The organism is Phyllobacterium sp. LjRoot231, assembly GCF_964253365.1.
Lineage (GTDB): Bacteria > Pseudomonadota > Alphaproteobacteria > Rhizobiales > Rhizobiaceae > Phyllobacterium.
The window spans coordinates 2,289,398-2,302,501 of record NZ_CAXUQT020000001.1; the positions used below are offsets into that span (position 1 = coordinate 2,289,398).

The window sequence follows — 13,104 nt, forward strand, 5'->3', positions numbered from 1 at the left end:
ACTTTCAGAATGGACACCATGATCACACAATCGGAATTATTAGCGGGCGGCGTTTATCGGGGAGCTTACCGTCCCGATGTTTCTGCAGATCTCGCGCGCCTGGAAAAGAAACGCCTGGCGCTCGGAATATCATTGAGCGTTCTGGCGGCTCGATCGGCCATCAATATCAAGACGCTGTATCGAATGCGCGTCTCCGGCCGTGGGTTTTATCGCCATATTCGCTCGATCACCTTCGCTCTGCGTTCGATCGAGAAAGAGCGAAAAGCCGTGCTGGAAATGTTTCCTATGCACGTGACGCTGCCCGCGATCGAGGACATGGATCCTGACCAGCTGGCGCGCCCGACGAAAAAGGCCCGCGAAGTGACGCGGGCTGCGTCCCTGGCACTGCGGGGGATCCAAGCTGCAGTGAATGTATCCATCCTTCCAGAAGCCGATCGCAAGTCGGCTGCGCTCTATCTCCTCGTGACCGGCGGCAACGTACCAGGCGCGATCGCGGCCTCGATCGCCGGTTGCACCAAACAGAATATTTCGAAGCTGCTCCGATCGGTCGAGGAGCGGCGCGGCAACAGCGGCTTTGACCGCGAACTATCAACCCTTGAACAGCAACTTTTCGGCGAGGCACTTTAAATGGAAGATCCCGTATTCACGGCGGAAGAGCAGGCAACAATCGACGCGGCGAGGGCCGTCCGAGAGGAAGCGGAAGCAAAGGAAAAGGCCAATACAATCGACGGCCAGGCCGAGATCATGCGCGAGGCGATCAAGGAAGCGCTCAACGAAGCAAACCGGACGATCGTGGCCAATGGCGGCAAGCCTTCGATCGATGCCGTCATAAGGGCAACGGTTTCGATCCAGGCTGATTTCATCGCCATGCAGCCCGATCGGCGCGCACGCCGCATGCAGATCGGCGAAATCGTCACCAATCTGCCGCGCTTCATCTCCTTGCGTGTGGGGGCGCAGTGACCTCTCGCTTTGCGCTCGCCAAGGAAAGAATTGTCTCTGATCTGGAGAATGTCATTGCTGACATTTTCGGCGCTCATGCAAAGCGCAAGGATAAGAACAATTCCGGCTGGAACGTCAGCAATCCTTGGCGAGCGGGATCCAAACCCAAACAGATGATTATCTGGCTGCGCGGTGCCAGGCGCGGCGGGTGGACCGATTTTGTGTCCGGTGACAAGGGCGATGCGATCGACCTTGTTGCCTACGTCCATGAAGGTATCGTGCATTCTGATAGCCGGATCCGCGCCGTTGAATGGGCAGAGGATCGCTATGGCCTGAAATCGCTGGCGCCGGAAACGCGCGCCGCCATGGCTGCGACTGCCAAGGCCAGCCAGGAGCGGCTTGAAGCCGAAGAAAACGACCGTCGCCAAAACAATCGAGAGCGCGCGCGAAAGATGTTCTACGCGGCCGACGCCAAGATCCTTGATACGCCGGTCGAAGTTTATTTGAGATCTCGCGGCATTGAGCTCAACGAAGTTCCCAACCTCACGCGATCTTTCCGCTATCGGGAAAAATGCGAGTATTGGCTTGGATCCCAGCGCGACGGGGAGGGCCGCAAGATTGGCCGCTCGCCGGTCTATCCCGCGATGGTTTCGGCCATGGTTTCCGCCAACGGCACGCTCAACGCGTGCCACATGACGTTTCTGTCACCGGACGGCCGCTCCAAGGCTCCGGTTGAGAAAGCGAAGCTGATGTGGCCGGAGGTCGCGAGCTTCGTTGTTCGCGTCACCAATGGCCCTTCCGGCATGACGGCCGAAGATGCAGCTGCAGCGGGGATCTCCGGCCTGGCGAGCATCACCGAAGGCATTGAGGATAGTTTCTCGATCGCGATCGCCACGCCGGAGCTGCGTTGCTGGGCTGCAGGATCTCTATCCGGTCTTCTGTACGTGCCGGATCATCCCAGCGTCTCGGGTTGGATCATTTTCAAAGACAACGATTGGGGCAAACCCCAGGCGGCCGCGCTGTTCAATCGCGCGGTCGCTCGCTTCCGATCGTTTGGCAAACCGGTCGAAGTCGTCGCGATGCCGGCCGATTGGGGGAAAGACGTAAACGATGCACTTAACCAGGAGAACGACAATGGCCAGGATGGACATTCTTGAGATCGATGCGGCGAGTTTCGCCGGACGGGTGGCGCACGTCGCTGCCTCAGAACTGCACGGATTGGTTTCGTGGGGAAAGACGGGCGGTATCATCAATTGGTATGATCGCGGCGGATCTGAATTGCCTCCGGAGCAGATCAATCTCGATATAGATGCAGCTGCCGACTACGTCACAACGAAGCATTGCTCGGGCGAACAGCTCTGGCACAAGATGCTTTTGGAAAAGCGGGCCTCTCCAACTAAGCCGCACCAGATCGCATTCACGGATCTGCCGTTCTCGGTGCAGCTCGCGTACAATATTTTCGCCCAGGTGTGCGACATGGCCCACGCTCGGATCCAGACGGAACAAAATCGCGCCGAAAACGAGCTCGAACTGGCAACGCGGCCGGACGTTCCTTTGAAGCTTGAAGACAGCATTTTTGAACCCGAGGAGCACATGGGCACGCTGCGGCCGGAGGCGGTGATCGCTTCTGGCCTCGATGCCGTGAGGCGAGATCTGGAAGAAAGGGATGCTCTGCTTCTGCAGGCGGAGGCGGACGTTGCAGCAATCACTGGATTGGACAATCTGAATGGTCAAGAACCTGACACTGGTATCTCATCTGCGGGCGCGCCGGATCCTGCCGGTGAAGGCGATGCAGGCGGACCTGCAGCCGGAGAGGATGGCGGATCCGTGGGCGATCCAGCGCCTGGTGCTGGTGAAGGTTCCGAAGCGCCAGGCGCACCATCTGCAGAAGCGGATGCGGTTGCCGCTGATGCGTCAGCTGATGCAGCTGCACCCGCTCCAGTCGCTCCCGAACAGAATACTCCTGACGCTGAGCCTGTAGGTGGATCGCCGCTGGCGATCGGCTCTGCGCCTCCGGCTCCGAAGCCAAATCGGGGCGGTCGCGGCAAGAAAAAGCAGAAGTAAGCCGCACTCGGTTTGAAATTGACCGGACAATTGTCAACCGGAAGGCCCGTTGCAGGGCTTTCCGAGACAGCAGCAGAAATTTATTTTGATCAGGGTATGCAATGGCGGCGGTTGAAGAAAAAACCCAACCAAAGGGGAAAAAGAAGGTGGCGGCCGTTATCGGCGGCGCTGTGTCCAAGATCACGCTGGCGCAAAAGCGCCGTGATGCGGTCTATCCGCCGAAAGGACAGCCGTGGGACGGCGTTCGTCCGGGTGAGTGGCGGCAGGATGCAAGGCTGGATGAAACGGGCTTCCTGCCGGAAAACTGTCCTGTGCGGCCGCTTGGCTACCAGGGCGAGGATTTCTATTTTGTCGATACGCGCGGCCAGGTGTTCAACACCGGCGACAAAGCCATGGGCGTCGAGCGCGTGCAAAAGCTGTTTTCGCGGCATGAGGATTTCCTGACCTGGGCGTGGCCGTCTTTCAGCCAGAAGGGCGGCATTACCGGCTTCAAGGCGGAAGAAGTGCGGCGCGATCTGTTCGCGGCCGCCGACAGCCGTGGTCCCTGGTCGATGACTGACATGGTGCGCGGCCGTGGGGCCTGGCGCGATAGTGAGGGCCGCCTGATCCTGCATTGCGGCGATTATCTTTGGTACAATGGCGAGCTGCACGACACCGGCGAAGTGGGCGATTTCTTCTATGCCCGCCGTCCGGCGTCCTTCCTGCCCTGGGACAAGCCTGTCGAGATCGAGGACGATGACAATCCGGCCGATGCAAATCCGGCCGTGCGGATCATCCAAATGCTGCGGACGTGGAATTTTGCGCGCGGCGATATCGATTGCATGATCCTGCTCGGGTGGATGGGCGTGGCGCTGATGGGTGCCGCGCTGGAATGGCGGCCGAGTGTATTCCTCGTCGGCGATGCCGGAACCGGCAAATCCGAGCTGACCGGCAAATATGGGTTGCTGCGTGCGATCCTCGGCCGCGCCATGATCTCCACAACGAATGCCTCCGAAGCCGGTCTTTATCAGATCGTCGGCCATGACAGCCTGCCGATCTCGATCGATGAGCTGGAAGGCGAGGACGGCATTGAGCAATCGCAGAAGATCATCAAGATGGCACGCGATGCCGCGTCCGGATCCGTGCGCATCCGTGGCGGCCAGGATCACAAAGGCGTCGAGTTCAACGCGCAATCCGCCTTCATCTTCTCCGCGATCAATCCGCCGCCGCTGCCTGCAGCGTCCCTGACCCGCCTGGCGATCATCCAGCTCAATCCGCTCAAGACCACAGACGGTAAAGCGCCGGTGCTGAAAGCGCCGGAAACTGTCGGGCCGCAATTGCTGCGGCGCGTGGTCGATCACTGGCAGGATCATCCGCTGATCTATGAGAACTATCGCACCGTGTTGCGAGCGCATGGCCATGACAGTCGCGGCCAGAATACTTTCGGCATGTTTCTTTCGGCCGCGCATCTGCTCCTCGGCGATGAGGGCATGAACGCATGCAATTTGCCCTGGGAAGATCTCGACTATTGGGGCGAGGCGCTGGCGGCCGATATCCTGCCCGAGCTGCAGGACAAGAAAGCGCCCTGGCTGGATTGCATCGAGCGTATCATCACGCGCCAGCTCGACGCCTTCACCAAGGGCGAGCGCCACACGGTTGCGCAGATCCTGGAGGAGCTGGAAAAGAAAGAGGGCGGGATCGGTTTCGATGAAGCCGCAAAGCAGCTCGCAAACGCGGATATCGGGCTGATCAAGCCAGTGAAGGTCGGCGGCGGCAAGGAGCCGCTGGGATACACCATTGCCATTCCCAACCAGAGCGACACCCTGGCCCGTCTTTTGGCCGGTACACCCTATGCGCAGCACGGATCCTCGAACGGCTCCTGGCAGTGGGCGCTGAGGCGAGGGCCGGAGGATATCATGTGCACTGACAAGAAGGTCAACCGTGTGTCGATCGGCGGGCACCAGCGACGCTGCACGCTGGTCAATATGGGTGTCCTCAAGAACTGGCTGCGGCTCAACGGATGAGGCTCCTGCGCGTCAACGACCCGCCAGCAACGAGCAGCTGCACCACATCGGCGACTATTCACCGGTGCTGGGCGGCTGCACGTTGCGAACAGGCGGGATATTCAGCCAGGCGCGGCCATGCCCGTCTTGCCGCGCTACAGCGCGGCTCCGCTTTTCTTCTCCCTTCCAAGAGGCGATTGGTCCGGATCGGTGCGAAACCCCGCACCCTTGGCCCGCGCCAGCGTGGCTTTTTTTATTTTTTCCCAACCCTCACCCCTTTCGAAACAAAAAAGGTTCCGGTTGACGGCGGGACAAGCCTGCTAGCGTCGGGCGTGGCGGGATTTTTGACACCTTCAAGGGTATGGGGTGTCTAAGGTGTCTAGCAAGTGTCTGGCACCTAACGCATTGAAATCACTTCACTAATCGGAAAACTAGACATGGTAGACACTCAAGACACCGGCTCTCTCATATATGTGCATACGCGCGCGCGTGTATGGATAGATATGTGTCTAAGTGTCTATGGTGTCTATTTCCTACCTATCCTTCTGAAATCATTCAACAAAACAGCTAGACACTTTCCTAGACACGGCTAGACACCGGCGTCTTTCGCAAACCTATTAAATATTCGGTGGCTCAAATGGCAGGTGATTTCGATCTATTCGATGATGGCGATACGGGTGAGAACCCATACGCCGACGCGGGAAATCTGCGGGCGCGCGACGAGTTCGACCTGGCCGAAAAGCGGAAAGAGCCAGTGGCAGAGCGCCGCGCCGGTCGGCCGAAGGGCGCGACCAATTACAAAACCAAGGATTTCGAGAAGTTCTACCAGGCTCGCGGCTTCAAGGATCCGCTGGTTGCCCAGGCGAACTACCTCACTGCGGATCCGGTCGAGCTGCAGGCTTGGTTCATCGAGCATGAGCGGACGATGCATGGCATCGGCGGCAAGATGGTGGCCAAGGCAGTCCCGAGCCTGTTCGAGATCATCAAGGAACAGCACGCGGTTGCCGATCGCCTGGCTCCATATCTGCATGGCAAGAAGCCGGTGCAGGTCGAGATCATCGATGAGCGGTTGCCGACGCTGATCATTGACCTCGGGACAAACCAGCTCGAACAGGGCCAGCGGATCGCCGATGGTAGGATGATGAGTATCGGCGCGCCGGTGGATCTGGAAATCGTTGAAAATCAAGACGTTATCGAGGGCGAAAAGGTTGCGTCCCACGAGCGCCCGTCCCACGAAAGGGGCAAGTGATTGGAAACGTTGGGGAATATGGTGTCGATAGCGCTGATCAGAAATCAGCAGGTCGAAGGCTTCGAAGGCCTGTCCCGTCCTTTTGGCATTTCGGGCGCGCGTGGGTTTGGCGGCGCGGCGCGGCGGGCAGGCGGGGCGGCGGGCGCGCCTGGCGGGCGCGCGGCGCAGGCGCTCCCCCGAACCGGCCCCCGCCCCCCCGTACAGGGGGATGCTTTCGCACACCGTTATCGATTTTTGCAAATCGCGTCAGCGGGCCAATTAAATAGCGCAGGGGCAGGGGAAAGCGCGATCCGCAGGCGGTCGGGTTCGGGGTTTGGGGAGGCGGTATCTTGAGCCAGCATCTAGCGGAGATCGTCAGCCGCGAGGATATGCGGCTCTTCAGCGAGGAGGAGGTCCGGAAACTTGTCGCCAAGTACGAGATCGCCGAAAACTTCGATCCGTACCGGTATGTGCCGCCAGGGCCGGTCGCGCAAGCCTTCATCCTCGATCGTACACTGACAAAAGCCATCATGGGACCGCTCGGCGGCGGCAAGACCACGACTTGCGCTTTCGCGCGCATCACGGCCGCGACATGGGCACCGGTGGCGCGGCACCCGATCGACAAGAAACCGACGCGCATGTGCCGCTGGATTGTCCTGCGCGATACCTTCCGGTCGGTGGAAAAGACGGTTCTGGAGAGCTGGAGGCAATGGTTTCCGAAGGGTTATCCGGGCTCCAGCTGGGCGGGCGGCAATGATCGGCCGGTAACACACACGCTGCGTTTCATCGGGCATGACGGGATCCGCATCGAGGCGATCACCGAGTTTGCAGGGTTGGGTGAAAACTCGATCGAAACCCTGATGAAGGGCCGTGAATATTCCGGCGCCTGGCTGAACGAATTGGACACGCACGCGCCAGGCGCGCTCGATGACATGGAGCAACGCGTCGGCCGCTATCCGATGCCGGATCTGCTCATCGATCCGAACGCCAAGCGCATGCGCTTCGTCATTGGCGACATGAACGCGCCGACGATCGACAACTGGACCTATGCCGTCTTTGTCACCACAAAATCCCCCGATCGCGTGCTGCACCGCCAGCCGTCCGGCCGTGGCGCGATGGCGGAAAACCGTTTCAGCCTGGAGCCCGATTATTACGAGCGCATCATCAACAACCAGGAGGAGCATTTCGTCAAACGCATGGTCGATAACGAGTTCGGCTATTCGAGATCCGGCAAGCCGGTGCTGGCGTCCTTCTCGTATTTCAAGCATGTGGCGGGCGGTCCTTTGCAGTTCCGGCCGGAATTGGACCTGCATATTGGTATCGATATTTCGACGGGCGGCCTTTCTCCTGCTGCGATCTTTGCCCAATCCTGGATGCCGCGCATTGCGCTCCTGGACGAACTGGAGATCGGGACAGGCGTCGGTCCGGCGCGCTTCGGCGAAGCTCTCAAAATGAAGATCGACAGTGATTACAGCCACGCGCGCAAAATCAAGCTGTGGATCGATCCCGCAGCTCAACATGGCGGCGATAGTGAAGGCGGCCAGCTGTCGGCCTTGGAGATCCTCAGTGTGATCCTCGGCCTGCCTGTCTACATACCCGCCAATGGCTCTAATGAAATCAGTCTGCGCCTCGATGCCGTGAGCGCGGAATTGCGCGGCTATCATGAGCCGAATTCGCATCTGATCGTCTGCCCGCAAAAGTGCCCGAAGTGGATCCAGGCGGCGAGCGGGAAATACCGCTTCAAGAAAAAGCCTGCAGGATCCACCGATGAATTCGAGGATCTGCCGGAAAAATCGCATCCATGGTCGGATATTCAGGATGCGGGGCAATATGTCATCCTGGGCATTCGCGGCCGCGCGGGCGCAATCCGAGGAGCTGGAACGGGCGAACGGCAATTGCCAGGCGGCGGATCCGGCTGGGGAAGCAAACCCCGCGGTTCGAGCGGCTTTGATCCGCATCGCTCCGGAACACGCGGCCGCTGATGCTCACGATCACGTCACCGGCCACGATCTTTGATTTTGCGGAAATGTCCGGCGCGACTTCCCGCCTGTATTGGGCGGTTGCGCGGGAAATGTGGGCCAATGGCGACAGCTGGGCGGTGCGCGACGGCGATGACCTGGTTGCGCTCTGCGGGTTCTATCCGCTGCCAGACAACGAGGCGGAAGCGTGGTTTAACGTCCGGCCGGAGCTCGCCAAGAACATGCTGCAGTTCGTCCGTGCCATGCAGTTGACTATAGCTGCCTCGCCATATCGTGGCATTGTCACGGTCTGTACCTCTCGCGCTGGTGAGAGAATTGTAAAGGCCTGCGGCTTTTCGTTCGTTCAACCATGTGAATTAGGGGGTCTCTGGAGATGCCACAAATCTTCCAAAGCAACAGCGGCAGTGATCTAGCGAAAAAGCAGAACGAAGCCACGCAGCGTAAGAGCCTCGCGGATCTGGCGCGTCAGCAAGGCGAGGTCGATCAGGCAACCGCCACCACATCGCCGAAAAAGACTGGCGGCCGGCTCCTCACATTCCTGTCCGGATCCGGACAAGAAACCCTCGGCTAAGCGCTGATGTTTGAAGTCAGCAAGCTTAAGTCCAGGCGCACCGCCGCGCAAAAAGAGCGTGACAGCTTTCAGCCGTTGCTGGATGAAGCCTATCAATTCGCCATTCCCTATCGCAAATCGACGCGCAACACCGGCCTTGGTGAAAAGCGCGTCGACCAGGTGTTTGATCACACCGCGATCGACAGCGCCTTTCGCTTCGCCGGTAAAATCCAGCAGGATCTTTGGCCAGCTGGCCAGGAGAACTTTTCGCTTGAGCCTGGTCCTATCGTTCTCGATCAAAAAGAGAAGGAAAAGCTGGCGCAACAGCTCGAACCGATCGGCAAAGTGCTGCAGGCGTTTTTTGATGACGGCGATTGGGATCTCGCGTTCCACGAAATGGGGCTCGACCTGTCGGCCGGTACCGGTGCGATGCTGCTCAACCCATCCGATGATCCGGATCGGTTGTGGGAGCCGATCTCCGTTGCGATCGAGGAGCTGTTGCTGGAAAGCGGACCATACAATCGCTTGAGCGGTATTTTCTGGTGCCGCAAAATGACGATCCGGCAATTCACCGAGACCTGGCCGGAAGGTAATTTCGGATCTGTGATCCAGGAGCTGCTGCGCACAAAGCCGGAAAGCGAAATCGACGTCCATTGCGATACGGTTTACGACCCGAAGAGCCGCCGCTGGCATATGCTTGTTTGTTCGGACAAGCAGGAAAGCATCGTTTACTCGGCGCAGTCGCGCACCTGCCCCTGGCTCATCCCCCGCTATTTCCGCGTCCCTGGCGAAACCTATGGTCGCGGTCCTGTCATGTTGGCCATGCCGACAATCAAGACCGTGAACACCGCCGCGCGTCTGCAGCTGCAGGCGGCGGCCATTGCCATGCTCGGCATCTATACGGCCGTTGATGACGGCGTTTTTAATCCGGATCTCGCACCGCTTGAGCCTGGCGTTTTCTGGAAAGTGGCGCGCAACGGCGGCGCGCTCGGGCCTTCCGTCAACCGCTTTCCGGATCCGCGCCTCGATCTGTCCAACCTGGTGCTGCAGGATCTGCGCATGGGCGTGAAAACGACCATGATGGATCAGGCGCTGCCAGCGGACGGCGCAAGCGTCCACTCCGCCACGGAAATTCTGGAGCGGGTCAAGCGTCTGGCCTCCGATCATCTTGGTGCTTATGGCCGCCTGATCAAGGAGCTGGTCATACCAGGCGTCAAGCGTGCCATGGAGATCGCCTACAACAAGGGTCTCATCCCGAATGAGATCCCAATTGATCAGTTGCTCGTGCGCGTTCGGGTGAAATCGCCGCTGGCGATCGCGCGTGAAGCGCAGCGCATCGAAAAGGTCGTGCAATGGCTGCAGATGGTCATTGCGATCACGAGCGCGGCCGGAAATCCGCAAGGCCTTTCACGCATCGCCCATATCGACCTCGCATTGACGGAGATCGGGCGCGATCTCGGCGTGCCCATCAAGTTTATCGTCACCAAAGATGAGCGCGAAGCGATGGACAAGAAAGACGCCGACGCGGCCGCCGCTGTAGCTGCAGCCAGCGTCGCCGCACAAACCGCTGGGCTCGATCCATCGGCAATACCAGGAGCTATGGCATGACTGCGAATATGCAGAAAATTATCGAGGGTGCTGCCAAGGGCGGCTGGGATTGGTTCGAGCAGGCGGATCCGGAGATCCAGAAACGTTTGGGCCTTGTCCAGGAAAAGGAGAGCGACGACAGCAAGGCGATCGCTCATGCCTGGGCGCATTTTGCTGCAACGCCTGGCGGTGCAAAGGCTCTGCAGGCGCTGTTTGACCGGACGCTCAATCGCACCGTGTTCTTTGTGCAGCTCGGCCTGGACATTCAGTCCATGGCTGTTTTCGGCGCGTTTCGCGAAGGCCAGAACGCCCTCGCGCACGAGATTGCCAGGCAGATCGCGCTTGGCATGAATGACGATCAACCCAAACCAAGAGATGTGACATGAAAGCTCTTCTTGACAGATATGCGGCGCTTCGCGCGCCGGAAGGTGGCGGCAATGGTGGCGGCGACGGCGGTGGAAACGGCGGCGGTGGCAATGGCGACGGCGACGGCGGTGGCGGTGGTGGTGGCGGCGGCGCGCTCACACTACCGGACGGCTTTCCCGACCAGTTCAAGGGCGCAACCATTGAGGAAAGTCTTGGCAAGCTCCTCGGCGGGTTTACTGAAACCAACACCCGTATGGAAGGCCTGCGCACCAAGCTCGGCCAATTGCCGAAAGCGCCGGATAAACCCGACGCCTACACCTATGAGCCCAGCGAAAAGGTAAAACCATTCGTCGGCGACATTGCCAAGGATCCAGTTTTCGGCCAGGCGCGCACCGCGTTTCACAAACATGGTGTTTCGCAGGATCAGTTTGCCGGAATCATGGAAGATCTCTATGCGCCGCTGATCGAGCAGGGATTGATCGCCCAGCCATTCAATCCGATGGCGGAAGTTGAGACCTTCATGACCGCGAACGGCCTCGATCGCACCGGCGCGCAGGCGGCACTCGTCGAGGCGGAAAGCTTCGCAAAGGGTCTTGGCGCGCAGCTGAAAGGTGTGCCGGAGGCGTTGAAGCCCGATGTACAGGCGGCATTGATCAGCCTGACCGATACGGCTGCAGGCAACGTCCTGTTGCGGGCGCTTTCCGGCCGCCTGCAGGAAAACGGCATTCGCATCACCGGCGAGCCCACCATCCAGGGCGAGCTGTCGGCGGAAGATCTGAAAAAGCTCGACGCGGATCCGCGCATTGATCCACGCAACCGCGAGCATAAGGATCCGGACAAGCGCTTTGATCCGGCGCTCCGCGATCGCTATGATGCGGCTTACAAAAAGCAGTCTGCAAAGCAATAATCTCAACCTATCGATCAGGGCGGCGGGTCTTCGGGCGCGCCGCCTTTTTTTGTGTCCAGTTGACCATAGTTCGGCGGCCCTAATGTTTTGGCAACAACGGGCGGACCTGCAAACTCGATGGCCTCTCCGGCTCAACCGGACCTGTCGGCAGAATGCGGCCTCTCCTCCTCGGTGTTTTCCCCATTTCGTCAACATCGGAGACAACAAATGTCCGCACAAGCTCCAGCCTGGTTCGCCACACAGTACGCCAGCCGCGCCATGCATATCTATCAGCAGGAAGGCAATCGCCTGCGCCCCACCGTCACCCCAGCCACCCGCATCGAGGGCGCTGAAAAGGCCGTCTTCTGGCTCGCCGGAAAGAGCAAGGCCGTAAAGAAAACCCGCAATCAGCGCAATGTCCCGAGCAACAGCGGCCGCAAGCGGTTCGAGGTACCGTTGACGACTTGGGTCGTTTTCGACACGGTCGAAGAATACGACCTCGACCGCATGAATGTGGACGAAAAGGAAATCGTCTATCAGTCCGGCGCTATGGCGCTTGGCCGTTCCACCGATATGGAAATTTATGCGGCCATGGCGACCGCCTTGCCTGCAGCCGGAGCTGGCCTCGATTTTTCGGCCGGTGCTTTCAATGCCGCCCAGGCGTTGACCCTGTGCGCCGCGCTGCAGGGCGATAAGGTCAAATGGAATGGTGAAGTGTTCTGCGGTCTGCCCGCATTGCAGTGGAACCAGCTCCTCGCCAACAAGGTCGTTAACTCGTCCGATCATGTCGGCGGCGATCTTCCGTTCGTGAAAGCGACCGATACCCGCTTCTGGAACGGCGTCAACTGGTTCCTCCTGGTCGAGGAAGATCCGCTGGACCTCTATCCCGTTCCCTCTGCCAACAAGCAGGATCTGTTCATCTGGCACAAGTCGGCCATGGGCTGGGCAAACCACACCGACATGCGGGTCATTCCTCAGTGGGACAACTACGAGGATTGGTGGACCATCAACATGCAGGCGAAGGGTTGCGCCACGCCTATGCAGGAAGGGAAGGGCATCAAGCGCTTCACCACTTCCACCAACAGCGCGATCGCAATCGTTTAATCGGGACGGGCTTCGGCCCGTCCTTTCCCTTGGCCATCAATTCAACGGAGCAAAATCATGGCCTATAACGCATATGGTTTCAAAACCATTTCTCACATCGGCTCTGTCGATGGATCTGCTGGGGCCAACCGGTCGCTGCACGCCTATGTCACCAACGATGACACCGCCGCCGTCATCACGGCCGGTTATTTCAACAGCCTGGCCGGTCGCCTGAAAACTGGCGATATCATCATGTGTTCCCTCGATCTCGACGGCACACCGATGCTGCGCAATTACATCGTCGTCACCAACACCGGCGCGGTGGTCACGGTCGCAGCCCAAAACGTCGCTTAGTTTTGGCTCGCCGGAGCCGCCCTGGTTTCATGTCACCAGGGCGGCTCATGGCATTTTTCTCAACCATGCACGGTTTTTCAAAGTGA

The 13,104-nt window shown here is 59.4% G+C and carries 13 protein-coding genes; all 13 read left to right on the plus strand.

The genetic code is table 11. From position 1 onward, the window contains the following. Nucleotides 1-18 precede the first annotated feature (18 nt). The gene (locus ACSQ3H_RS11265; RefSeq protein ID WP_436117140.1) at nt 19-627 is read left to right on the plus strand and encodes a hypothetical protein; all 609 of its coding nucleotides are present in this window, start codon (nt 19-21) and stop codon (nt 625-627) included. Continuing rightward, nucleotides 628-960, plus strand: a complete 333-nt coding sequence (locus ACSQ3H_RS11270; protein WP_436117141.1) for a hypothetical protein — start codon at nt 628-630, stop codon at nt 958-960. Beyond that, the gene (locus tag ACSQ3H_RS11275; protein ID WP_436117142.1) at nt 957-2,096 is read left to right on the plus strand and encodes a DUF7146 domain-containing protein; all 1,140 of its coding nucleotides are present in this window, start codon (nt 957-959) and stop codon (nt 2,094-2,096) included. The genes ACSQ3H_RS11270 and ACSQ3H_RS11275 overlap by 4 nt, the downstream gene beginning before the upstream one ends. After that, the gene (locus ACSQ3H_RS11280; protein WP_436117143.1) at nt 2,074-3,003 is read left to right on the plus strand and encodes a hypothetical protein; all 930 of its coding nucleotides are present in this window, start codon (nt 2,074-2,076) and stop codon (nt 3,001-3,003) included. The genes ACSQ3H_RS11275 and ACSQ3H_RS11280 overlap by 23 nt, the downstream gene beginning before the upstream one ends. Before the next feature lie 146 nt (nt 3,004-3,149). After that, complete coding sequence (locus ACSQ3H_RS11285) at nt 3,150-5,006, plus strand: hypothetical protein (protein WP_436117144.1); 1,857 nt, start codon at nt 3,150-3,152, stop codon at nt 5,004-5,006. A gap of 616 nt (nt 5,007-5,622) precedes the next feature. Beyond that, nucleotides 5,623-6,234, plus strand: a complete 612-nt coding sequence (locus ACSQ3H_RS11290) for a hypothetical protein (protein WP_436117145.1) — start codon at nt 5,623-5,625, stop codon at nt 6,232-6,234. 329 nt (nt 6,235-6,563) lie between these two features. Beyond that, the gene (locus ACSQ3H_RS11295) at nt 6,564-8,195 is read left to right on the plus strand and encodes a hypothetical protein (RefSeq protein ID WP_436117146.1); all 1,632 of its coding nucleotides are present in this window, start codon (nt 6,564-6,566) and stop codon (nt 8,193-8,195) included. 370 nt (nt 8,196-8,565) lie between these two features. Next, the gene (locus tag ACSQ3H_RS11300) at nt 8,566-8,763 is read left to right on the plus strand and encodes a hypothetical protein (RefSeq protein ID WP_436117147.1); all 198 of its coding nucleotides are present in this window, start codon (nt 8,566-8,568) and stop codon (nt 8,761-8,763) included. 6 nt (nt 8,764-8,769) lie between these two features. Then, nucleotides 8,770-10,350: a portal protein gene (locus ACSQ3H_RS11305; protein WP_436117148.1), complete on the plus strand. Its 1,581-nt coding sequence runs from the start codon at nt 8,770-8,772 to the stop codon at nt 10,348-10,350. Next, nucleotides 10,347-10,715 (plus strand): hypothetical protein, encoded by a 369-nt coding sequence (locus tag ACSQ3H_RS11310; protein WP_436117149.1) that lies wholly within the window; start codon nt 10,347-10,349, stop codon nt 10,713-10,715. The genes ACSQ3H_RS11305 and ACSQ3H_RS11310 overlap by 4 nt, the downstream gene beginning before the upstream one ends. Beyond that, entirely contained in the window at nt 10,712-11,602 is an 891-nt protein-coding gene (locus tag ACSQ3H_RS11315; protein WP_436117150.1) for a hypothetical protein, read from the plus strand. The genes ACSQ3H_RS11310 and ACSQ3H_RS11315 overlap by 4 nt, the downstream gene beginning before the upstream one ends. 207 nt (nt 11,603-11,809) lie before the next feature. Further along, complete coding sequence (locus tag ACSQ3H_RS11320; protein WP_436117151.1) at nt 11,810-12,685, plus strand: phage capsid protein; 876 nt, start codon at nt 11,810-11,812, stop codon at nt 12,683-12,685. A 57-nt stretch (nt 12,686-12,742) separates the two neighbouring features. Next, entirely contained in the window at nt 12,743-13,018 is a 276-nt protein-coding gene (locus tag ACSQ3H_RS11325; RefSeq protein ID WP_436117152.1) for a hypothetical protein, read from the plus strand. Nucleotides 13,019-13,104: the final 86 nt, after the last annotated feature.

Coding starts and splice junctions, on each gene's coding strand:
- ACSQ3H_RS11320 (WP_436117151.1), top strand. CDS start 11,810: ATGTCCGCACAAGCTCCAGCCTGGTTCGCCACACAGTACGCCAGCCGC.
- ACSQ3H_RS11315 (WP_436117150.1), top strand. CDS start 10,712: ATGAAAGCTCTTCTTGACAGATATGCGGCGCTTCGCGCGCCGGAAGGT.
- ACSQ3H_RS11270 (WP_436117141.1), top strand. CDS start 628: ATGGAAGATCCCGTATTCACGGCGGAAGAGCAGGCAACAATCGACGCG.
- ACSQ3H_RS11265 (WP_436117140.1), top strand. CDS start 19: ATGATCACACAATCGGAATTATTAGCGGGCGGCGTTTATCGGGGAGCT.
- ACSQ3H_RS11305 (WP_436117148.1), top strand. CDS start 8,770: ATGTTTGAAGTCAGCAAGCTTAAGTCCAGGCGCACCGCCGCGCAAAAA.
- ACSQ3H_RS11280 (WP_436117143.1), top strand. CDS start 2,074: ATGGCCAGGATGGACATTCTTGAGATCGATGCGGCGAGTTTCGCCGGA.
- ACSQ3H_RS11290 (WP_436117145.1), top strand. CDS start 5,623: ATGGCAGGTGATTTCGATCTATTCGATGATGGCGATACGGGTGAGAAC.
- ACSQ3H_RS11325 (WP_436117152.1), top strand. CDS start 12,743: ATGGCCTATAACGCATATGGTTTCAAAACCATTTCTCACATCGGCTCT.
- ACSQ3H_RS11300 (WP_436117147.1), top strand. CDS start 8,566: ATGCCACAAATCTTCCAAAGCAACAGCGGCAGTGATCTAGCGAAAAAG.
- ACSQ3H_RS11310 (WP_436117149.1), top strand. CDS start 10,347: ATGACTGCGAATATGCAGAAAATTATCGAGGGTGCTGCCAAGGGCGGC.